We start from the raw sequence: 22629 nt of genomic DNA, 5'->3' as shown, positions 1-22629 counted from the left end.
GCGATGGAGGCTTTGCTTCTTTTCTTCTTAATGATAGACAGCTCCTTCTATCTGATATTCACTACGGAATGTCTACCCTTAGTTGTTGTATAAATTGTAACAAAATCCGATAATAAATGGAAATTAGATAGACAAAAGCCGGCAAGCTGCTTGCTCTGCGCTGCAAGGGCTTGACCGGCTCTTTCGTTATTTGCGATGCATCTTGAATTCAAGGAATAGCTCGTTGTAATGGGACAGCATTCTTTTGCCCAGATTCTTGTACACCTCAAGCTTGGAGGTCAGCTCCTCCCCAGGATAGAAACGCTCATCCTGTGCGATCTCTTCTGGAAGGAATGCCATGGCCTGCTCATTCGGCGTAGAGTATCCGACATATTCCGCATTCCGCGCCGCATGCTCTGGATCGAGCATGAAATTAATGAACGCATGTGCGCCATCTATATTTTTTGCTGTTTTTGGGATGACCATATTATCGAACCATAGATTCGAGCCTTCCTCCGGCACAATATAATCCAGCTTATCATTCTCGTCCATAATTTCTGAGGCATCCCCGGACCAGACAAGTCCAACAGCCGCTTCCTCATTGGCAAGCAGCATCTTAATTTCATCGCCGACGATAGCCTTCACGTTCGGAGTCAAGTTGCCAAGCTTGGCCTTCGCCTCCTGCAGATGGGCCTCCTCGGTATCATTAAGCGAATAATGCAGACTATTCAGTCCCATCCCGATGACCTCTCGCGCACCATCGAGCAATAGAATCTGATTGCGCAAGCTCTCATCCCACAGATCATTCCACGAAGTGAACGTTAGATCGGTTAGCTCAGGATTATAGACAACCCCAACTGTTCCCCAGAAGTACGGAATCGAATACCGATTGCCCGGATCGAATGACAGATCCATGAAGCTAGGATCAATAGAGGACAGGTTAGACAGCTTCGCATGGTCGAGCGGCAGCAGCAGGTCCTCCTCCAGCATCTTGCTAATGGCGTATTCCGAAGGAATGCTGACATCATAGGTCGTCCCGCCTTGGGCAATCTTCGTCATCATCGCTTCATTCGAATCGAAGGTCTGATAAATGACTTTGATCCCGTATTCCTCCTCGAACTCCTTCAGCAACTCAGGATCAATATAATCTCCCCAGTTGTAGATCGTAAGCGTATTGCCGCCCGTATACCCTTGGCTGGAGTTCAAATAAGAGGTCAAATACATCATACCCAGCGCAACCACGAGGACAACAGCAAGCATTCTAACTAATTGCTTCATCTCCGTCCCTCCGTTCTCCCGGCTGAGCGGCTGTTTCGTTGATTAGTAAAGTAATAGCCAATCACGAGAATAATCGTGAATAAGAATATCAATGTCGACAGTGCATTAATGGACAAGGATATCCCTTGGCGAGCTCTTGAGTAGATTTCGACGGACAGCGTTGAGAAGCCATTGCCCGTTACAAAGAATGTGACGGCAAAGTCATCCAGCGAGTAAGTCAATGCCATGAAAAACCCAGCAAATACGCCTGACTTGATGAAGGGCAGCACTACCCTAGTTAAAACATGCCAGCTGCTGGCACCCAGATCACGTGCCGCATCAATCAAGGTCGGGCTCATTTCCTGCAGCTTAGGCAGGATCATAATAACGACAATCGGAACGCTGAAAGCAATATGGGACAGCAGCACCGACGTAAAGCCCAGCTTAATGCCAATCAAGGTGAACAAGATGAGGAAGGAAGCGCCAATAATGACATCTGGGCTTACGATTAGTACATTGTTCAAGGTAAGGAGCGTGTTCTTGGGCTTATTCCGTCTAATATGATGAATGGCCAGCGCCCCTGCAATACCAAGTATCGTTGAGATCACAGAGGATAACAAAGCGATAATGAAGGTATTAAGTACAATAATAAGCAGCCGTGTATCTGCGAATACCTCTTGATACCACTCGAGAGTAAAGCCCTCGAAGTTGCGCATAGAGCCCCCGCTATTGAACGAGTAAAAAACGAGATAGAGGATCGGTGCATACAGAACTGCAAATACAGCGATCAAATAAAGATCAGACAGCTTTCTTCTTCGTATCATCCTGCAGCCCTCTCCTTCTGCTGCCGGTCAACAGCATGATGATTGCCATCGCAATAATGAGGAATACGGCAATGGTTGCCCCCATGCCCCAATCCTGCGTGACCAGAAAATGTTGTTCAATTGCCGTACCCAGCGTAATAACCCTGTTGCCGGCAATAAGGCGCGTAATCATAAAGAGCGACAGCGCGGGGATAAAGACGGCTTGGCAGCCTGACTTTACTCCACCGAGCGTCAGTGGAAATATGACGCGCCGGAAGGTTGTCCACGAGGAAGCTCCCAAATCCCGTGCCGCGTAGACGAGTGAGGGATTAAGCTCTTCAAGTGAATTGAAAATGGGCAAAATCATAAACGGAATGAAAATATAGACCGATACAAATACAAAGCTGAAATCAGTAAACAAAATTTGCTGTGTGCCGATGCCAACTACCTCCAGCACACTGTTAACAAAGCCATGCGTACCGAATATGCCAAGAAAAGCATAGGCTTTTAGCAAGAGATTAATCCAGCTCGGCAAAATAATAAGCAGCAGCCACAGCTGCTTATGCTTCGTCTTCGTAAGCAAATAAGCCGTCGGATAAGCGACCAGAATGGAAAAAGCCGTTATTAGAAACGCATACCAGAATGAGCTTAAGGTCATTCGCATGTAGACTGGCGTAAAGAACTTTGCATAATTCTCAAACGTGAATTGCCCTTCTACATTGAAGAAGGAGTAATACACAATAAGGACAATAGGCGCAATAACGAATAATGCCACCCATAGCAAGTAAGGAACCAAATAAATATTGCGTGTATTAGTCTTCATCCTGTGCCTCGCTATACGCATCCAGCCGCTTATCGAATTCTTCCTCCGTCTCGCCGAAGCGCATAACATGAATCGCTTCCGCATCGAAGTACAATCCGATTTGCTCGCCAACAGATGCTTTCTTAGTAGAATGGACGAGCCATTCATTGCCTGATTCATCATAGCAGGATATCTCGTAGTGAACGCCGCGGAACAGCTGAGAATCGACCCGTACCTGAAGCTTGCCTTTCTCTACCGTCGTAATCTCAAGATCCTCCGGCCTGATCACAATCTCGACAGACTCGTTAGGGTTAAGCCCCTGATCGACACATTCGAACGTTCTTCCAGCGAATTCAACCTCGAAGTCCTGCTTCATTCTGCCAGGAACAATATTGGATTCCCCAATGAAATCGGCAACGAAACGGTTAATCGGCTCATCATAAATATCATTAGGCGTACCGCTCTGCTCAATAATTCCCTGATTCAATACGAATATCTCATCAGACATCGCCAGCGCTTCCTCTTGGTCATGCGTAACGAAAATAAACGTGATGCCAAGGCGCCGCTGAAGCTCCCTGAGCTCATACTGCATCTCAGTCCTCAGCTTGAGATCAAGTGCGGACAACGGCTCGTCCAGCAATATAATCTCCGGCTCATTCACGATGGCACGTGCAATCGCGACACGTTGTCTCTGGCCGCCTGACATCTCCGTAATCTCACGATTCTCATAGCCTTCAAGGTTAACGAAACGGAGCGCTTCCTTGACCTTTTCAGTAATTTTAGCATTCTTAAGTTTCTTAATCCGCAGTCCAAAGGCGACATTCTCGAACACATTGAGATGCGGGAACAGCGCATAATCCTGGAATACCGTATTTACCTGACGCTCATTCGCAGGTACCCGATTAATCACTTTCCCATTGAAATAAATATTTCCCTTAGAAGGCTCAATAAAGCCTGCGATCAATCTTAGTATGGTCGTTTTTCCACAGCCTGACGGTCCGAGAAGCGTATAGAACCTGCCTCTCTCAATCTCAAAGCTGACTTCTTTCAGGACAGTGGTCTGGTCATCATATTGTTTCGTTACTTGCTCAAATCTTATAATCGGCTGCTGCATGCAATTTGCACTCCTTACAAAGGACATAATGGAAAAGGTTTCAATGTATCTAACGCTATACTGTTATACTACCAGCATTTGATTATACATCATGACGTAAATCCTTGCTGTAAATTTCTAAGCGGCTATGAAGGGACATAAGTACTATTCACTCTGCTCGGACGGCATCCGATATATTTCTCTAGAAGGAGGTGATAGACGGCTGATTGCTTCTGTGCCTGCTTTTTTCATCCACGTACAATCCCTTTCCCGTACATCAGGCTACCCCACAAACATACTGTTTCACGTATCATTCTGGATTGATTTACCTATCATTACCCTCAAAACGCATACTTTCCACTGTACTTCACTTCACACACTGTATCTAGTCCATTTTTTGAGAATAACCTCTTTATATTTGCCGCAGGCAAGGAGGCTCTGCCCACCCTTTATTTACTTATTTATTAAGTAATCCTATTCAGAGGAGGCTATTATAATGAAAAAACTCAGATCCAGTATCCTTGTCCTTATTCTTTTGCTCGCTTTTGCATCTCCTGCCTTCGCTTCTGACCGTTCAGAGGTAACAGGCACCTATGCACACACAGGCGGCAGCCTCTATGTAGATTATTCGGCTTATGATTCCCATGTACACGGATTTCTGTATATCTCGGTCTACAAAGTAACGGCAAGCGGCGACGTCCTAATCTCTACTTTTCAAGAGGAAGGCGGCAGACCCGGACATGATATGCATTCAGGCTCTGTAAGCCTCGGCTATCAATCTGCTGGAACCTATAAATATGTCGCCAGCGTGCCTAATGCATGGATGGGACCGAATGTTTCCTTCCGCACTTAATTGTTAGTTTAGCAAGCAAGAACGGGAGCTGCATCCCCTCCTCATTCAGCAGGCCAGCTGCTTCAGGCGCATAAAAGTGACTTTTCCATCTACTGCGGATATAATCAGACTATGCAAAAAAAGTTGATGGACTAAGAAGGAGTGTACACCGATGGCAGCACAATACCGTGAGATAGAATCAATAGAGCAATGGAATGAGACTTTGGAAGGCTCAAGCACTCGCCCAGTCGTTGTATTCAAGCACAGCACGACCTGTCCGGTCAGCGCGAACGGTCTTCGCGAATTCAATGAATATTTGGCAGGCAACCCGCGTCAAGATGCAGACTATGTACTGGTCAAAGTAATTGAATCCCGTCCGGTCTCCAACCAAATCGCTGAGGATGTTGCGGTCAAGCACGAATCACCACAAATTATTCTCGTCGACAAAAAAGCAAAGGTATGGACGGCATCACACTGGTCCATCACGAACGAGCATATTACCGCTGTCCTTGACTAACCTCTTGGATGTCACAGATCATGCGAATGGCCGTGAAGCCTATAAGAGGCTTTTCGGCCATTTTTTTTATATAACGACGCAAGCAAGGTAAAGAAGAAATTTTCATAGCTGCAATGCCTGAGACGGAGAAGTTATGTCTATTGCTGTTAGAGAAGGTTCCAAGGATAACAAATATTAACTAGTCTATACCATTAGTAAGGCAGCAGATCCGCTTGCAAGAAGCGGCTTGAATCTTATCGTAAGTTTCGACAAAAGGTGATACACTGTTTACATAAATCGCCAAGAGAAGGAGTTATTAATGATTACCCCGATACAACCTCGTAAAGGCTTTAAGCTATCCACCATTGTATCTGTCTTTGTCCTCCTGTCTGTTACAGTAACCATCGTGATTAATACGATTGTAAGCTATCGCGCAGAGAGAGAATCCCTATTCAACAATACCATTGAATTAAACCGTATTGCGTCAGGAGAATTAAGCAAAACGACGCGATCGCTCATTATAGCAATGAAGAAGAGCATGGAGATTACCGCAGATAAATTTAAAGATATGTCCTTTAAGGACCCGCTCGTCCAGGAGCATCTTGATTTCTTCATGGGGACTAGCCCTTATTTCAATTCGCTCGTTATTGCCGATAAGAATGGTGTCGTCGTATCTACTTCACCTAATAGTCTCCAGCTCATCGGAACTCGGTTGACTTCCGATGAATCCCAACGGCTTATCACTTTGCAAAAGCCATTCATCTCTGATCCTTATAAAAGCATCACCAACCGCTACATCGTCCTTGTCAGCCATCCGATATTCGATTCCGCAGGCAAATATCGTGGATTCGTAGCCGGATCCATCTATTTGCAAGAGCCTAACATTTTTCAATCGGTGCTTGGCATACAAACTTCCAATCGCAGCGGTTCATTCTTTTACGTTGTGGACAAGAAGGGGACGCTCATCTATCACCCTAATAAAGAACGCATCTCAGAGAATGTCATTGAAAATCCTGTTGTGCAAAAAGTAACCGATGGATACTCTGGGCAGCAGCAAGTCGTCAACTCAGAAGGAATAAGCTATTTGGCCGGTTATTCCTATGTCCCTGAGCTAGGTTGGGGGATCGTTACCCAAACGCCCACAAGCTATATAGATGTAACGACGACGCGTCTGCTCAAGCAAATGCTGACATTCTCAGCGCCTTTCATGCTTGTGCTCTTGATTCTTACACTATGGCTGTCACGTAAATTAACAGCACCTTTGAACCGACTTGCCAATTATGCATCCCAATTATCTCATGGCAATGACAAGCTTCCTCCCTATACGTCAACAGTCAATTGGAATTATGAAGCGAATCAGCTTAATAATACGGTCGCAGTCGCTTTCAATAAGCTTCAGCAAAGAACGGCTGAACTATCCGAAGAGGCGCACACCGATGCCCTTACAGGACTGACCAATCGCCGTACTATGGATACCATATCGGCTTTGTGGTGGGCAGAGAACGTTCCCTTTTCCGTCATTATGCTGGATCTAGATCATTTCAAATGTGTGAATGACCAATATGGTCATCAGATGGGCGATGAGGTACTTAAGCAATTGGCTCATATTCTACTGCATACGAAGCGTGACGGTGATTATTGCTGCCGATTCGGAGGCGAAGAATTTACGATGCTGCTTCCTTACACGACCTCACAAGATGCCTATCGAATTGCAGAGCATATTCGTCTTACGATGGAAGCCGCCATTATGCCGTTCGGCAAACCCGTCACTCTGTCACTCGGCATTGCTTCTTCCTTCCCGCTTGCCATCATAGATTCGCTGACCCTGTTCAAATATGCCGATGAAGCGCTCTACCAAGCAAAGCGCGAAGGCCGCAATCGTACAATCATTCATGGAGAGAAGACTGGTTAAACAGGGATTCTCGTTTTCCGTCCGTATGATTGGCGCTCCACTCAGCAATACTATCGTAAAAAACGATATCAGGAGCGTGCAATGAAAGCTATTTTCCACCTATTTCTGAGTGATCTAAAAGGTCTGGTACGCAATTGGGCCGCCATAATCACCATTCTCGGATTAATCTTTCTTCCTTCGTTATATGCTTGGTTCAATATTGAAGCATCTTGGGACCCCTATGGACAAACAAGCGGACTTGCCGTCGCAGTTGCCAATAATGATGTGGGCACTACGCTTCGCGGTACGTCGCTTAATGCTGGCAAGGAAGTTATCGAGTCTTTGCATGCTAACAAAAAAATTGGCTGGGTATTCGTCGATGAAGCGAAAGCGCTAAAAGGCGTTAAGCATGGTGACTACTATGCTGCCATCATTATTCCCGAATACTTCTCCGCCAAGATCGGCACCGTTCTGAAGGATAAGCCTGAGCAGGCTGAAATTGAATATTACGTCAATGAAAAGGTTAATGCTGTCTCTCCAAAAATAGCGGCTTCCGGTGCGAATGCTATCATCCAAGAGATTCGCAGTACATTCATCAAAACAGCTAACGGAGCCATCTTCAGTATTCTGAATGAGGTTGGCGTAGAGTTGGAAAACGAGAAGCCAACCATTGAAAAAACACGTAATCTCGTCTTTCAGCTAGAGAAGCTTTTTCCGGAAATCAAGCAAGCTGTGCATACGGCTAGCCAAGATACAGCCAAGGCTGAATCCATCGTTGCAAAAGCGCAGAAGGTTCTGCCAGAAGCGGCTCAGCTTGCGAAGAATGGGCAGCAGCTTTCTATCCGACTTGGAAGCCTTCTCAAAAGCAGCTCACAAGCTCTAGAGCAAGCAGGACCTGCGATTAAACAAGATTTGCAGCTGATGAATGAGACCGCATTATCCGCAATCGAATTAGCAACAATGCTGAAAAACAATGCCATCGACCCAGAAGAGGCACACGCAGCCCTTCGTCAGTTGTCATCGCGCATGGAGAGCAGTATTCGCATAGCGACAAGCGCCTCCGCGTTATTCTCCAAGCTGGGAGACTTGACCAACAGTAAACAGCTTGCTTCAGTGGCAGCCAAGCTTAAGCAGGTCCAGACCCGATTGGAGTCTGCCAGCACAGCTATAAAGCAAATAGATCAAGCGATCGAAAAAGGAGAAAAGCCCGCATCTGAACTCATAGACCGCTTGCTTCAAGCTTCAACCAAAGCCTCCTCAGTACTGGAGGGTATCCTTGCTGGATATGACAACAGCATTCTTCCTCAAATCAAGCTGGGACTCGCTAAGGCGCAGGGGTCTGCCGAAAAAGCCCATCATGTATTAAACACTGCCGTAGCAGATATGCCAGCGGTTGAAAAGCTGTTAAAAGATGCAGCCAAAGGATTAACATTCGGCAAAAAAGAGCTGCACACCATTGAGAAAGGCCTCCCAGCTGCGGAACAGAAAATCAAGGCATTAGCCAAGCGTATTCGCGATCTGGAAAAGGAAGGGAATCTCAATGAAGTAATTGACTTGCTGCGCAACAATGCGGAACGGGAAAGCGCCTTTTTTGCCGAGCCTGTCAAGCTTCAGGAGAACAAGCTGTTCCCGATACCAAACTATGGGTCTGCTATGTCTCCTTTTTTCTCCACTTTGTCCATGTGGGTCGGAGCGCTGCTGCTGGTATCCTTATTATCCGTTGATGTACATGGTGAAGTGTACAGAAGCTATCAAATTTACCTCGGTCGATATTTGACCTTTATGGTTATTGCTCTTCTGCAATCGGCTTTCATCACGATCGGTGATATATGGCTGCTAGGTGCCTTTGTGGCAGATAAGCTGTACTTCATTACATTCGGCCTTCTGCTTAGCGCTATATTCATGCTCATTGTGTATACGCTCGTATCCGTATTTGGCAATGTTGGCAAAGCTCTGTCCATCGTTCTGCTCGTGCTGCAACTGGCTGGTTCCGGTGGAACCTTCCCCATACAGGTGACTCCCCCATTTTTTCAGGCGATTCATCCGTTCCTGCCGTTTACCTATGGTATCAGCTTAATGCGAGAGGCGACGGGCGGAATACTGTGGGATATTGCCTTCCAGGATATGCTCGTACTTGCGCTATTTGCAGGAGCTGCACTTATAATCGGACTCGCTCTAAAGAAAACGATCAACAAGCTTTCTGCCGGCTTTATCAAAAAAGTGAAGGAAACAGATCTTATTCACTAAACCCAGCTTGCTTCCCGGCCTTTACCGCGGGAAGTTTTTTCTAGGCAAGCTAGAGATTCTGACGAATTACGTATACAATGAGAACAAATGATGAACATCATAGGAAGTGATACAGATGGTTTTTTCATGGAGACGTAATCTTGTCGTATTATGGATCGGTGTATTCTTTTGCAGCACGGCTTACTCCATATCGATCCCGTTCATCCCCCTATTTCTCAATACGGAGCTAGGCATCGACCAACATCTCGAGACATGGTCTGGCATAGCATTCGGCATCACCTTTCTCGCCAGTGCATTGATATCGCCGTTCTGGGGATCACTCGCTGACAAGTATGGACGCAAGCCTATGCTCATTCGGTCAGGATTCAGTCTAGCTGTCCTCTATTTTCTAACCTATTTCATTCATGATCCCTATTTATTTTTAATTCTACGCATTTTTCAAGGATTGTTAGCCGGCTATGTACCTGCCGCAATCGCCTTGGTAGCAACGAACACGCCAGAAGAAAAAACTGGCTATGCACTTGGCATAATGGCTACAGCCGGCGCTACTGGCGGTATTATGGGTCCGCTCGTAGGCGGCGTTGTCAGCCATTATATCGGCCATCGGGAATCCTTCGTTTTCTCAGGCTTCGTCGTATTAGTCGCTGCTCTAATCGCTGTATTTTTCGCCCATGAGACTAAATTCAACCGTTCAGCTCCACGATCATCAGTCAAATCGGATTTAAAGCATGCCTTATCGAACCGCACCTTCATGACACTGCTCTTCCTTGCTGGATTAGCTACGTTCTCCGTCATGATCTTGGAGCCCTTACTTACCGTTTATGTTCTCCAGCTCGGCGCGGATCGGAGCGATGCATCGCTGCAGTCCGGCATTATATTCTCGGCTGTTGGAATTGCTACGCTTATTGCCGCACCGCAATGGGGAAAGATCGGCGCGCGGATTGGGTTCTCCAAAGTGTTATTCATTGGCTTGCTAGGAGGCGGCATAGGAAACTGTCTGCAATTCTTCGTCCACAATTTTGCTCAATTCGGAGGATTGCGATTCATTTACGGTCTGTTCTTCGCCGGCGTCTACCCGTCCGTTAATGCGATGATCGTGAAGGTCACAGAGAGCGATTTCCGAGGACGCGCATTCAGCCTTAATCAATCCGCCTCACAATTCGCTACTATGCTCGGACCCGTCATTGGCGGTGTGCTTGGCGGCATCATTCCCATCCGCTGGGTATTCGTCATTAACGGAGTCATGTTGATTATGGCTGCGATTCTCGTCTACAGGCAACACATTGAGGACAAGCTCCAAGGAAAACAAAAAAAGCCTAACCCACCAGGGAAGGCAACCGTTCGCCATCAGGCAAATGACTAATTAGTTAGTTGTCTTAATCGCATGAGGAGAGCTATCTATAAGGGGGACCCTTAGCGAACGCAAGTTGCAAATAAGCACAATCAAAAAGGGATGGAGCAGAAATAACATCTGCTCCATCCCTTTGTTAATTTAATAAGTATTATCTCACTGTCTCGAGGCTGACCTTTGCCTACTTTCTCGGCACCTCTCTTTTAGTGCAGGCGCTAAGTTAGCTGAAAAGGCGATTCGGTATGCTGAATATTCGAAGTCTCAACTTGAATAACTGAATTTTTAATATGGAATTGCTGTTCCATTATAGAGACTGCCTTCTGCAACACTTCTTGAGAATCATGTCCATCCTCTATCCGAATGTGGCAGCTCATTGCATCAAGGCTAGAAGTAATCGTCCATATATGCAGGTCATGCACATCTATAGCCCCATCAATGCCCAGCAGTGCCTTCTTCACTTCATCTGGATCACAGGAAGCTGGTGTCCCCTCCATTAGAATATGGACGGTATGCTTAATGACTCCCCATGCGCTGCGCAGGATCAGTAAGGCGACAATAACCGAAATAATCGGGTCAGCAATATTCCAATTGAACAGATAGATCAGCAGCCCAGCAAGCACAGCTCCTACGGAGCCAAGTGCATCACCAAGGACATGCAAATAAGCACTTCGTACATTCAAATTATTATGAATATCTCCTTTACGCATTAATGCCCATGCACTCGCCAGATTAGCAAATAGGCCAACCGCAGCAATCAGCATCATGGAGCCGCTGGCTACGGTCGGTGGATCGAACATACGGCCATAGGCTTCCCAAATAATGAATCCTGCGATAACGAATAAGGTAACGCCATTGAATAGTGCTGCCAATATTTCAAAACGATGATAGCCATAGGTTTTCTTACGCGTAGCAGGCCTTGCTGCGAACCATACCGCCACCAAGCTCAATGCCAATGCGCTTGCATCACTGAGCATATGGCCAGAGTCGGATAATAGAGCCAGGCTATTCGTCCACAGCCCGCCGAAAAACTCCAAGAACATAATGCTGGCGGTAATAATAAGAGCAATTAGCAAGCCTGACTTATTCCCGCTTGTGTCATAATGGTGATGATGACCAGGCCCATGGCTATGGGAATGGGAATGATCATGAGAATGACTATGCTTGCTCCCTTTTTCATGGGTATGAGAATGTCCCTCTTCATGAGAATGATTGTGATTGTGAACATGAGCCATTGTAGTAGCCTCCTCAAAAAATTGCACTAAACAAACTTGCGAGTTTTTCTAATATTAAATATATGAGCATGTATTCATGTGTTAATAATGCATCAGAATTTAGCTTTTGTCAATCCGTGGAATCAGAAAAATACAATCGAATTATTGTATGGCCCTCCGTTAAAAAAGTTCGCCCGCACAGGCCTTTAGGACCAAGGTAGCGGGCGAACTTCATCAACGGAGCTAAGGATTGTTCGTATGCTGCTTGTTAACCAGTTTCTCAGATGGCTTGCCTTTGCCAAAATGCTCTTTGTTCTTCTGCTGCTTCGCCTGTGTGTCCTGAACTTTCGAGACGAATTCATTCGTTGATTCTGCCATGGGAACCCCCTCCTTTGCCACTAGTAGGGTAACCGCCGTCGGCATTCCTTATTCTTGTTCCCTGTGGACCTAACCATAGAAATCTTCATTCGTCAGCATGGCATTTACGCCAATAGCTGCCCTGCTTCCGCTTGCCGCGGCAACGATGAGCTGAGCTGGCACAATCACCGACATATCCCCTGCTGCAAAAACGCCTTCGACATTGGTCTTGCCGAATTCATCCGCCGCTATTCCACCGTGCTCATTCCATTCACAGCCCAGAGCCTCTACAAAGTGTGAAGCAAGGCTCCACTCGGATGCTACGAAACCGCCAGTTCGCTTCACCTCTGATCCATCCTCGAATCGAATCGCCCTCAATTGTCCGCTTGTCCCTTCAAGCCTTGCAATAGTACCTTCTAGCACTTGAATGCCCTGATGGCTCAAGGCGGCAAGATGCTCTTGGGTGAACAGCCCCTTCCTCCCGTTCGTGCAAGCAATAATATCCTTGCTCCAAATCCATGAGGTTTTAATTAACGGATAGATATGCTCGGATTCCGCAATTATAGCAAGAGGCTGGTCTCGCAGTTCCCATCCATCACAATACGGACAGCTGAACAAAGATTTGCCGTAATACTCTTCAATCCCTTCGATATTCGGCAGCTTGTCTTTCAAGCCCGCAGCCAAAATAATGGTTCGGGCCTGATAGCCCTCTCCACTATCCGTTGTAACCCTAAACCGTCCATTCTCCTGCTTATGAATATCAATTACCGTCATTTGCTGCATTTGAACCGATGCATATTGGCTAATATCGCGATGCGCCGCTTTGCGGAATTCCTCAGGCTTCACGCCATCTCTCGTTATAAAGCCGTGGGATTGTCCCGTAACGGCATTTCTCGGTTTATTATTATCGAACAGAATCACTTTTCTTCTAGCTCTTCCAAGAACCAGCGCCGCATTCAGTCCTGCTGGCCCTCCGCCAATGATTACACAATCCAGCATGCTCAGCAGCCCCCTTCAATCTTGTCCTGCCATTAAGAAGTATTCTCTAATCCTTGGACGACATTCATTCGGAGCCAACTGGCACTTACTTAAACTGTCTTTCATTAACGATCCTCAGCGTGACTCAACGTATGAAGCAGATTCGCTATTAGATGAGGGAAGAATCATTCTTCCTTCTCGTCCTCAGCTCTTTTTTCCATATAACGAAGCCAACCTCACTACTCGCGAAGATAGCTGCGCGAATAATGAGGTTGGCTTCGTTATTTACCATATACATTTCGATTTCTTTTGGAAATCATGAGATTCACTTCACTTATTTGCGTAGCAGCTTCACAGGAAAGGAATTTCCGACAAAGACAACGTCATAGCTGCTGCTTACTTCACCGCTCCAGCCGTTACGCCTTCTGCGATTTGACGCTGGAATACAATATACAGAACAATAACAGGAATCATGGAGAGCAGCAGCCCTGCGAACAAAGGACCCCATTCGGTACGGTACTGCATCTCTGCCTGCATAACCGCAATTCCGACAGGGAGCGTGTACATCTTTGGATCGTTTATGAATACAGTTCCCATAATATACTCATTCCAAATATTAAGGGCATTCATAATGCCGACCGAGATCAGGCCAGACTTGGCAAGCGGCAGCATAACCGAGAAGAATGTACGGGTATAGCCTGCACCATCAATAGCGGCTGACTCCTCCAATTCTTTAGGAAGGGTCTTGAAGAAGCCTACCATTACGAAAATGCCGAATGGCAAAGCGCTTGCACTATACACAATAATCAAGCCGAACAGCGTATTAATCAAATGCAGATCATTCAGCAAGAAGAAGAGCGGGATCAAGCCGAGAATCATCGGAATCATCATCGCCGCCAGGTACAGATTGTACAGCGCGCCGCTTCCTTTGAAAGCAAATCTCGCCAGAATATAAGAGGACGTCGCAGACAAAATTAATGCCAGCAGTGTACTCGCGAACGTGACGATCGCTGAATTCATGAAATAGCTGCCGAACCCGTAGGTTTCCCACACATAAGTAAAGTTGGACCACAGAAGCGGGAATTCAGGCAGTGCCCATGGCTTCTTCATTAAGAATTGCTGATTGTTTTTTAGAGCTCCGAACAATGTCCATATGAGGGGATAGATAACTGCTACTGTCCACAGAAGCAGCATCAATCTCGTTAGCAATTTGAAAAACGGATGTTGTCTTATTCCAACCACATGATCACCCCTAAGCCAATTCGATTGCATCTCTGCGCAGCAGGCGCTGGAGAACCAATGTCGTTATTAGCGATAGCACAAGTATGAGAACACCGATCGCCGCGGCATAGCCCATATGGTATTGCCTGAAGCCCACTTGGTATAGGTAGGAGCCCAGTACCTGCGTGGAATTATCCGGACCGCCTTCGGTCATAATCCATACGATAATGAACGAGCCATTCAACGTCGTCATGACAATATGAAGGATACTCACTTTCATTTGCTCCCAGATCAATGGAAGCGTAATGAACCAGAATTGCTTGCTCTGAGAAGCTCCATCCAGATCAGCGGCTTCATACAAATCCGCAGGGATGCTTAAAATAGCCGCAATGAGCAGAATCATGTAGAATCCAATACCTGCCCAGATCGCTGGCCAGAGCAATGACCACATCGCTGTATTCGTCTCGCCCAGCCAAGCTATCTTCACAGGCTCGTCCGTAAATAACGACAGGAAGGAGTTAATAAAGCCCATATTAGGGTTATACACATACCGCCACAATACGCCGATAACTACGACTGAAATGACATTCGGTATGAAGAAAATGACGCGATAAAAGGAAGATCCCCGTATGTTCAATCTTGTGAGAGCTACTGCGAACAGCGTTGCAAGAAGCATAATACCAATCACCTTGCCCACCACAAGAAAATAGTCATTTTTAATTGCGGTCCAGATAATTGGATCAGTCAGCATCTCACGAAAGTTGTCCAGACCGATATAATCCATATTTTTCGAGCTGCCAGACCAATCGAAGAATGAGATATAAACTCCTCGGAAGATCGGATACAAAGTAAATACACAGAAAAATACAAATGTCGGAATAATGAAAGCTGCAATAAATAAATTGCGTTTTGCCTTTTGCGACAAGATCGTCACCTTCCTTCAAGCTGGCTTGTAAAAAACAGACCCCCCAACAAAGATCCGCCGCGACCGGCTCGTCTTTGTTGGCGTCTGGTTTGCAAAGAATTCACAAATAAGATTTCATGCCGATTATCTTATTATTTTCTTGCTTTGGCTGCTGCATCTTCTAGACGCTTCATCCACTCTTCAGGAGTAATTTTGCCTGCTGTCAGAGCTACTGATGAATCTTGTTTTACTTTCTCAACATCTGTGTTCATTACGAATACAGGAGCAACTGTTGTTTTGTCGGAGTTGAAGAATTTCATAGCATCTTTCGTAACGTTGCCCGCTGAAGTGGAATCAAGGTCAGCCTTCACGTTCATGATAGCGCCAGTAAGCTCAGCCCAACGTACAGCTGTTTGTTTCGTAACGATGAATTGCAGGAACGCTTTTGCCGCTTCTGGGTTTTTAGCTTCCTTAGCAATTGCGATTGTGTTCGTGTAAGGAATAACAACACTGTTCTCGCCCGCACCTTGAGCTACAGATGGGATGAAACCGAATTCAAAGCCAGCTGGAATGTCTTTCTTCATTTCGCCTTCCATCCACAGGCCGTTCGGGATGAATGCCGCTTTGTTTTGCAGCCATTGCGATTGGGAGTCCGTGTGGTTCAAAGAAATGGAGCTGCTGTCGATGAAGCCTTTATCGCGAAGCTCAACGATTTGGTTCAAAGCTTTTTTCACAGCATCCGTAGAGAAGCTGCCTTCTTCCAAAGTCGCTTGCTTCGTAAGGATAGAACCGTCGCCGCCGTTAGCAGCAACCATAGCGGAGTCAAGCAGACCGCCGTTGATGTAGTAAGGGTATACGCCTGTATGAATCAGCGGGCTTACGCCTGCATCTTTAATTTTTTGGCTGACTGCAAGGAAGCTGTCCCAATCAGTTGGAACTTCCCAGCCTTTTTCGTTGAACAAGGTTTTGTTGTAGAACATGCCCCATGATCCAAATACGAGTGGAAGCGTGAAGTTCTTGCCGCCTTCGTAAGCCATCGGTTGGGAGATCAGAAGATCTGTCAGCTTCTCGCCTTCAACGTTCGTTGCTGTTGCAAAGAACTCTGTGAGATCCATCAGTTGACCATCTTCGATCATTTGTCTTTCGTTAGAGCCCGGTCCGTCGATGTACACTACATCTGGCGGCGAGTTTTGAATCCAACGCGGTTTCATTTGATCGTTGATTTTCGGTCCTGCAGATTCTTTGATCGTAAGGCCAGGATTCGCTTTGCCGAATTCGCTGATTACTTCTTTCCACCAGGAATCGCCATAGCCGCCTACGAAGTATTGAATTTCGAAATCCCCTTGAAGTCCCGTTGTCTCCGCAGGTTTCTCTGATTCAACTGCGTTAGTGCCCCCGTTGTTACCGCCCGTTTTGTTGCCATTATTACCGTTTCCGCAAGCCATTGCAGTCGTCATCGTCAATAACAGAACAGTGCAAAGCAATAGTGGTTTTTTCAATTTCATGCTAGAAACATCCCCTTTTTGTACTAATGTGTACGTTGAATAGCCAAGATATTCAGACAAGACATGGGCGCATAAAAAAAGGACATGAGTATATAAGCAAAAGAAACTGCTTACATAACTCATGCCCTCAACGGTAACACGTCATGTTTTCTTACGTATTCAACTGAAAATATCATATAATCGCCAGAATAAATTGTCAACATAAAATTTAAAAAAATGTAAGCGGTGTCTTCTGGATATGTATGCGTTTAACAAAACTAACGCTATTAATCAATGTTAGTTTAGATTACATATCCTTCATTTCGCCCTCTAACTATAATCTGCTATATAAATCTTTGTAATTTCCAGTTAAATCGGGTAATGGCATCTCTTAGAAGGAGTTGGAATGATCTAACATGAACGGTATCCTTATGTCAGGATTGAGCTTTTTTCCACAGACAGTCTCTTGATGTTTACAGCTTTCCCCCTAACAATCGCCTAAGCGCGTCATATTCCCTGACCTAAATCTACTCATAAAAAAAAAGCAGCTGAAAGGAATGATATCCCTCTCTGCTGCTTGGTTATTATGCAAACTGACGATTAAAACGAAGCCGGCAGCACGCACACTGGACGGTCTATCTCTACTGAATTCCCCGTAAATACAGGAAGGCCAGTTACCTGATCTACACGGAATACAGCGATATTATTCGTATCTTTATTCGCCGTAATAAGGAACTGATCATTCGACAGCAAGGTGAAGTGGCGTGGATGCCGTCCTTCTGTTGAGACATGGCCAGTTAGCGTCAGCTTGCCGGATTCCGCATCAATGCCGAACACGACGATACTATCATGCCCACGATTCGATCCATACAAGAACCGACCGTCCTTCGATACCGCAATCTCCGCGCAATAGCTCTCTTCTACATAGCCTTCCGGCAATGTCGATACAATCTCTAACGCGTGGAGCTGACCAGCTGCCGCATCGTATCGGAAAGCCGAAATCGTCGAGTTCAGTTCATTAATCACATACGCATATTGACCATTCGGATGGAATACCATATGACGCGGTCCTGATCCAGGCGGCACAACAGCTTCTCCATGAGGAACAAGCTTGTTAGCTTCTGTATCTATTGAATAAGAGCGAATACGGTCAATCCCCAAATCCGGTACGAACAGATATTGACCATCCGGGCTGAACATCACACTATGCGGATGGGGCCGATCCTGATCTTGTTCAATGCTGCTGCCCTCATGCTGCTGAATATCAAGGAGCTCACCAATCTCTCCATTATCCGTCAAGGAAACCAGACTGATTCTGCCGCCATGGTAGCTTGATAACAGCACGTAGCGATTATTGGCATCACGCTGGATGTGGCAGGCTGAAGCCGTAATGGCAGCCTTCCTGTTTAATTCGCGCAGTTCGCCCTTGCCTTCGTTCAGCTCAATGGCATAGGCTACCGCTTCGCCCATTTTTCCGCCATCCTCGCTAACCCCTTCTGCTATCGCATACAGCTTGAGATTCGGAACATCTACATTCAAGAACGTAGGGTTTTTTAATCCCTTCACTTCATCCAGCAGCGACAGGGCTCCCTTCTGTTCATCGAACGAATACATTCGAACTCCACTTGCTTCCGCCTCCGCATAGGAGCCGACGAATACTATTTTATGTAAGGACATTTTATTTTCCTCCCTCATTTTTTGATTCCTATATAAAAACAGGCTATCTCTTATTGTACTAGCAGTCCCGACAGAAACCAAGCTTAGCAAGCAATTGGCTGATCAACAATCCCACTGATTAGACAGAAGCCATGCCTTCCTTTACACTAGATTTATTGACTATTAAGGCTTGGGTCCGTCCTTGGCAAAAGGAGACAACAATAGTGGCAATGATTCACAAACTACTGACAGACCGCGACTTGGAAGAAGCGATGCAGCGTGAAGCCAAAGTGCGGGTATTTAAGGATGATTATATAATCAACAACTCAGGCATTATTGTAAGATTTGACGACAGTATGGTCGTCGTTCAGGCCGGGGTTAGCGACATTACCTATCACAGCCGGAATGACTGCGAGTTTTTTGAGGTGAGAAAAAAATGAAACAAATTCTAATCATGACAGCAGTAGCTGCTGAAAGAGACGCCGTACTGCGAGGATTGCAAGGTGACCCTCGGTTCAAGGTCGTAGAAGCTGGCGTTGGCCCGATTGAGGCAGCGGTACGTACAGCTACCGAGCTGGCGCTTGCTGGAGATAATCGCTATGAGCTCGTCATCAGTGCAGGCATTGCAGGAGGCTTCAACGGAGTTTCTCCTATAGGTTCACTTGTAGTAGCAAGCTCTATTGTAGCTGCTGACCTTGGAGCAGAGACACCGGATGGTTTCCTCAGCCTGGACGAGCTCGGCTTCGGCTCCGCTACTATCGCCACCGATGAAGGAAAGTCCCGCCAAATCGTTGATGCGCTATGCGCAGCTAACCTTCCAGCTCACTACGGTCCAATACTCACGCTTGCTACCGTAACGGGATCAGCAGCAACAGCAGATAAGCTAGCGCTGCGCATATCTGGCGCTGCTGCCGAAGCGATGGAAGGGTTCGGCATTGCAGCCGCTGCTCGACATCACTCCATTCCTATCGTAGAGATTCGTGCTATATCCAATGCAGTTGGTCCACGAGACCGCTCTGCTTGGCGCATCAAAGAAGCTTTGCAAGCCTTGGAGGCTGCGAGCTCTGTATTAATGGAGGTATTCTAAGATGAAAATCGCATTTTCCCCATGTCCGAATGATACGTTCGTATTTCATGCTTGGGTGCACGGCCTTCTGCCCGGCGCTCCCAAGCTCGACGTTACCTACGCGGACATAGACATAACGAATAATCTGGCCGCAGGCAATGGCGGCAGCATGGACCAGATGGACATTCTCAAAATTTCATTCGCCGCTCTTCCATGGGTATTATCAGACTATGCCCTGCTCCCATGCGGCGGAGCGCTCGGCAGGGGCTGCGGCCCCTTGGTCTTAACGAATCAGGCAACGAACGATCCTGCCTCATTAAGCGGCAAGCGTGTTGCTGTTCCTAGCGAGCGGTCAACTGCTTATTTATTATTCCGGCTATGGGCAGCTAAGAACGTGCCTGGCGGCGTAGGTGAAATTATAGTGATGCCGTTCCACGAAATTATGCCCGCCGTCAAGAATGGTATAATCGACGCTGGACTGGTTATCCATGAAGCTCGCTTTACTTACACCAACTATGGCTTGTCGATGCTTGCCGATATGGGCAGCTGGTGGGAATCAGATACAGGGCTTCCGATCCCGCTTGGCGCCATTATTGCCCGGCGTTCACTGGACATCGAAGCGATTACACGATGGACAGAAGCCTCCGTTCAATACGCTTGGCAGCATCCTGAAGCCTCGCACAGCTATATCATGCAGCATGCTCAGGAGATGGACCCGGCAGTTGCGAAGCAACACATCGAATTGTATGTGAATGACTTCACCGGCAGCCTGGGCGGCAGCGGCTATGCCGCTATTAGAACTTTGCTGGAAAGAGCTGCTGACGAGGGACTTGTCCCTCGCGTTGATCCTGCTTTGCTGCTCGGATAATAACGATATCAATTGAAAAAGCACCTCTCAGGTACCGCTTATCGCGGTGCTCTAGGAGGTGCTTTTTCCCCTTTATCGGGAATATTTTATATTAAGCTATCATTGCCTATCTCAAAAGAAAAGTCGAATTCTACTCTACATCCGACTCGTCCCATTTTTTGGAATACGCTTTTTTGGTAACCCACAAGGTCAGCCAGGTGAGCAGAGCAACGATAATAATAGAGGCAATCCAGACTCCAGCAGGAACGTTCATTATAACTCCCCCTTCTTTCCATACTCCTCTATATTTTACCGAATAGAAAGGGGATTAGCGATTATAAATATTAACATTTTGAAAACGATTTGACAGATTCGTATTAGAATGCGATAGAATCAATCAGACCCTTCAGCTTGTCTGCCGAACGCTTCAGCAGTTCCTTCTCTTCATCGGAGATAACCAATTTCAGCACCTCTCGAACCCCGTTCCGATCCACGACACATGGAACACCTAGATATACGCCTGACAGCCCCATATAGTCATCAAGCAATGTCGAGACATTCAATACAGCACCTTCATCGCACAGAATAGCTGTACAGATACGATCAAGAGCGAGGGCAATCGCATAATAGGTTGCTCCCTTAGCTTCAATAATCTGATAAGCTGCATCTCTTGTTCCTTCAAAAATCTGTTGTTTTTGCTCAGCATTGAGCGTAAGCTCGGTGCCTGCGACATTCGCCAGGCTCCACAGCGGCAGCTCCGAATCCCCATGCTCTCCGATAATATGGGCATGCACACTGCGCGGGTCCAAATTCAATTCCTGGCTAATCAGGTAACGGAATCTTGCGCTGTCAAGCAAGGTGCCTGAGCCAATGACACGATTAACCGGCCATTGTGATTTTTTCCACGAGAAGTAGCTCATAATATCAACCGGATTAGAAGCAATAAGCAGAATACCGTCCGTATTATACTTCATTACCTCGTCAATAATGCTATCGAATATCGCCACATTCCGCTTCAGTAGCTCGACACGCGTCTCACCCGGCTTTTGCGCAGCGCCAGCCGTAATAATAATAATATCCGCACCCTTGCAGTCCTCATAAGTGCCTGCCCATACATTCGCTTGACCTAGGAACGGCATGCCATGATTCATGTCCAGTGCATCGCCTACTGCTTTTTTCTGATTGGCATCAATAAGAACAAGCTCATCCATGCGATTGCGAAGCAGCAGCGTATAAGCCGTTGTCGAGCCTACCGCTCCCGTTCCAATGATAACTACTCTAGTTTTTTTCATTTTATTTCCTCCCTATGCTGCTAGTCTTGTAAATCATTGTCCATAAAGGGTTTATTAACGTAATGATACATAACGCCCATTAGCACTCCGCCGCCGATCATGTTGCCGATAGTAACGGGAATCAGGTTGTGGAGCACTCCAGCAACTGATATCGTTCCGGGATGGTTGAGCACCAATGCGATCGCGAACGTACACATATTGGCGATACTATGCTCATAACCGGAAATAAAGAAGCAAAAGACGAATAGCATCATGGCGAACATTTTGGGTCCATCGCCTTTGAGTGACATTGGCACGAAAAAGGCTAGGCATACCAGCCAGTTACATAGAATTGCCCTGAAAAAAAGCTCCATTGCCGGTGTATTCATCTTGGACTCTACCACACTAAGCAAAAAGCCATTGACATGGGAATCATTGAATAATCCCGTCGTGAGGATCAGGCCTGCGAATACGGCTGCTCCCAGCAGATTCCCTGTATAGCTCATGCCCCATAGCTTGAACACATCTCGCCAGCGCATAGATTTGCGCAACGCCGCGAAGGTGTAATAAAACGTATTTCCTGTGAATAAATCACCACCGCCATAAGCGATTAATATAATAGCTGCCCCGAATGTCATTGCTGCCATTGGATAGGTCAGCGGTGAATGCTCAATGTAGAAAAAATTTCCTGTCTTGAACGCAACGATGACACCGAAGCCGATGAACATGCTTGCCAGCATCGACCGGGCCAAATATCGGACTCGGCTTTGCCGGAACACGGCCTGCTTCTTAAGCGCCAATTGCTCTACCTTCAACAGCGGCTGTACTTCCATAAGCGTCCCTCCCTTGCTGTTTCAGGAAAATAATATCATGGTGCATAGTT

23 protein-coding genes are annotated in these 22629 nt (G+C 46.5%); 8 read left to right on the top strand and 15 right to left on the bottom strand.

Annotated elements, in window-relative coordinates:
• Positions 1 to 186 precede the first annotated feature (186 nt).
• Genes AC50YO_RS11785 through AC50YO_RS11770 form a run of 4 tightly spaced genes read right to left on the bottom strand, consistent with a single transcriptional unit; the run spans position 187 to position 3955 of the window.
• On the bottom strand, positions 187 to 1257 hold the full coding sequence (locus tag AC50YO_RS11785; RefSeq protein ID WP_494847041.1) for an ABC transporter substrate-binding protein: 1071 nt from the start codon (positions 1255 to 1257) through the stop codon (positions 187 to 189).
• Complete coding sequence (locus tag AC50YO_RS11780) at positions 1254 to 2060, bottom strand: ABC transporter permease (protein WP_494847040.1); 807 nt, start codon at positions 2058 to 2060, stop codon at positions 1254 to 1256. The genes AC50YO_RS11785 and AC50YO_RS11780 overlap by 4 nt, the downstream gene beginning before the upstream one ends.
• Positions 2035 to 2862: an ABC transporter permease gene (locus AC50YO_RS11775; RefSeq protein WP_494847039.1), complete on the bottom strand. Its 828-nt coding sequence runs from the start codon at positions 2860 to 2862 to the stop codon at positions 2035 to 2037. Before AC50YO_RS11775 ends, AC50YO_RS11780 begins: the two co-directional genes overlap by 26 nt.
• Entirely contained in the window at positions 2852 to 3955 is a 1104-nt protein-coding gene (locus tag AC50YO_RS11770) for an ABC transporter ATP-binding protein (protein ID WP_494847038.1), read from the bottom strand. Before AC50YO_RS11770 ends, AC50YO_RS11775 begins: the two co-directional genes overlap by 11 nt.
• Positions 3956 to 4430: 475 nt before the next feature.
• On the opposite strand from AC50YO_RS11770, the gene AC50YO_RS11765 reads away from it, so the two are divergent.
• The 5 genes from AC50YO_RS11765 to AC50YO_RS11745 all read left to right on the top strand — a co-directional run bounded on the left by AC50YO_RS11765 (position 4431) and on the right by AC50YO_RS11745 (position 10763).
• On the top strand, positions 4431 to 4787 hold the full coding sequence (locus AC50YO_RS11765; RefSeq protein ID WP_494847037.1) for a hypothetical protein: 357 nt from the start codon (positions 4431 to 4433) through the stop codon (positions 4785 to 4787).
• Positions 4788 to 4938: 151 nt separating this feature from the next.
• On the top strand, positions 4939 to 5283 hold the full coding sequence (gene ytxJ / locus AC50YO_RS11760; RefSeq protein ID WP_494847036.1) for a bacillithiol system redox-active protein YtxJ: 345 nt from the start codon (positions 4939 to 4941) through the stop codon (positions 5281 to 5283).
• 298 nt (positions 5284 to 5581) lie between these two features.
• Positions 5582 to 7174, top strand: a complete 1593-nt coding sequence (locus tag AC50YO_RS11755) for a sensor domain-containing diguanylate cyclase (protein ID WP_494847035.1) — start codon at positions 5582 to 5584, stop codon at positions 7172 to 7174.
• Positions 7175 to 7255: 81 nt separating this feature from the next.
• A complete protein-coding gene (locus tag AC50YO_RS11750; protein WP_494847034.1) occupies positions 7256 to 9400 on the top strand; it encodes a YhgE/Pip family protein in 2145 nt (714 codons plus the stop codon).
• Between the two features lie 115 nt (positions 9401 to 9515).
• On the top strand, positions 9516 to 10763 hold the full coding sequence (locus AC50YO_RS11745) for an MFS transporter (protein ID WP_494847033.1): 1248 nt from the start codon (positions 9516 to 9518) through the stop codon (positions 10761 to 10763).
• A 203-nt stretch (positions 10764 to 10966) separates the two neighbouring features.
• Here the strand turns inward: AC50YO_RS11745 and AC50YO_RS11740 are convergent, their stop codons facing one another.
• From AC50YO_RS11740 to AC50YO_RS11705, 8 genes are all read right to left on the bottom strand, one after another.
• Complete coding sequence (locus tag AC50YO_RS11740; RefSeq protein ID WP_494847032.1) at positions 10967 to 11983, bottom strand: cation diffusion facilitator family transporter; 1017 nt, start codon at positions 11981 to 11983, stop codon at positions 10967 to 10969.
• Positions 11984 to 12205: 222 nt separating this feature from the next.
• Positions 12206 to 12340: a DUF4023 domain-containing protein gene (locus tag AC50YO_RS11735; RefSeq protein ID WP_494847031.1), complete on the bottom strand. Its 135-nt coding sequence runs from the start codon at positions 12338 to 12340 to the stop codon at positions 12206 to 12208.
• Between the two features lie 69 nt (positions 12341 to 12409).
• A complete protein-coding gene (locus tag AC50YO_RS11730) occupies positions 12410 to 13318 on the bottom strand; it encodes an NAD(P)/FAD-dependent oxidoreductase (RefSeq protein ID WP_494847030.1) in 909 nt (302 codons plus the stop codon).
• Positions 13319 to 13466: 148 nt separating this feature from the next.
• Complete coding sequence (locus AC50YO_RS11725; protein WP_494847029.1) at positions 13467 to 13595, bottom strand: hypothetical protein; 129 nt, start codon at positions 13593 to 13595, stop codon at positions 13467 to 13469.
• A 98-nt stretch (positions 13596 to 13693) separates the two neighbouring features.
• Complete coding sequence (locus tag AC50YO_RS11720) at positions 13694 to 14491, bottom strand: carbohydrate ABC transporter permease (RefSeq protein WP_494847546.1); 798 nt, start codon at positions 14489 to 14491, stop codon at positions 13694 to 13696.
• A 58-nt stretch (positions 14492 to 14549) separates the two neighbouring features.
• Positions 14550 to 15446: a carbohydrate ABC transporter permease gene (locus AC50YO_RS11715; protein WP_494847545.1), complete on the bottom strand. Its 897-nt coding sequence runs from the start codon at positions 15444 to 15446 to the stop codon at positions 14550 to 14552.
• Between the two features lie 128 nt (positions 15447 to 15574).
• Positions 15575 to 16927: an extracellular solute-binding protein gene (locus AC50YO_RS11710; RefSeq protein ID WP_494847028.1), complete on the bottom strand. Its 1353-nt coding sequence runs from the start codon at positions 16925 to 16927 to the stop codon at positions 15575 to 15577.
• Between the two features lie 579 nt (positions 16928 to 17506).
• Complete coding sequence (locus AC50YO_RS11705; RefSeq protein ID WP_494847027.1) at positions 17507 to 18583, bottom strand: lactonase family protein; 1077 nt, start codon at positions 18581 to 18583, stop codon at positions 17507 to 17509.
• 209 nt (positions 18584 to 18792) lie between these two features.
• Between AC50YO_RS11705 and AC50YO_RS11700 the strand changes: the two genes are divergently transcribed.
• Genes AC50YO_RS11700 through AC50YO_RS11690 form a run of 3 tightly spaced genes read left to right on the top strand, consistent with a single transcriptional unit; the run spans position 18793 to position 20496 of the window.
• Positions 18793 to 19002: a hypothetical protein gene (locus AC50YO_RS11700; protein ID WP_494847544.1), complete on the top strand. Its 210-nt coding sequence runs from the start codon at positions 18793 to 18795 to the stop codon at positions 19000 to 19002.
• Complete coding sequence (locus AC50YO_RS11695) at positions 18999 to 19649, top strand: futalosine hydrolase (protein ID WP_494847026.1); 651 nt, start codon at positions 18999 to 19001, stop codon at positions 19647 to 19649. Before AC50YO_RS11700 ends, AC50YO_RS11695 begins: the two co-directional genes overlap by 4 nt.
• A 1-nt stretch (position 19650) precedes the next feature.
• Positions 19651 to 20496, top strand: coding sequence for a 1,4-dihydroxy-6-naphtoate synthase (locus tag AC50YO_RS11690; protein WP_494847025.1), 846 nt, complete (start codon positions 19651 to 19653; stop codon positions 20494 to 20496).
• A gap of 130 nt (positions 20497 to 20626) precedes the next feature.
• Here the strand turns inward: AC50YO_RS11690 and AC50YO_RS11685 are convergent, their stop codons facing one another.
• From AC50YO_RS11685 to AC50YO_RS11675, 3 genes are all read right to left on the bottom strand, one after another.
• On the bottom strand, positions 20627 to 20749 hold the full coding sequence (locus AC50YO_RS11685; RefSeq protein WP_494847024.1) for a hypothetical protein: 123 nt from the start codon (positions 20747 to 20749) through the stop codon (positions 20627 to 20629).
• 103 nt (positions 20750 to 20852) lie between these two features.
• Complete coding sequence (locus tag AC50YO_RS11680) at positions 20853 to 21767, bottom strand: L-lactate dehydrogenase (RefSeq protein ID WP_494847023.1); 915 nt, start codon at positions 21765 to 21767, stop codon at positions 20853 to 20855.
• A 20-nt stretch (positions 21768 to 21787) separates the two neighbouring features.
• Positions 21788 to 22579 carry a formate/nitrite transporter family protein gene (locus AC50YO_RS11675; protein ID WP_494847022.1) on the bottom strand — a complete coding sequence of 264 codons (792 nt, stop codon included), beginning with the start codon at positions 22577 to 22579 and terminating at the stop codon, positions 21788 to 21790.
• Positions 22580 to 22629 lie beyond the last annotated feature (50 nt).

The organism is Paenibacillus sp. J22P59 (genome assembly GCF_059383895.1).
Note: the sequence above shows the minus strand (reverse complement) of the source record. Positions and strands in the feature narration are given on the sequence as shown.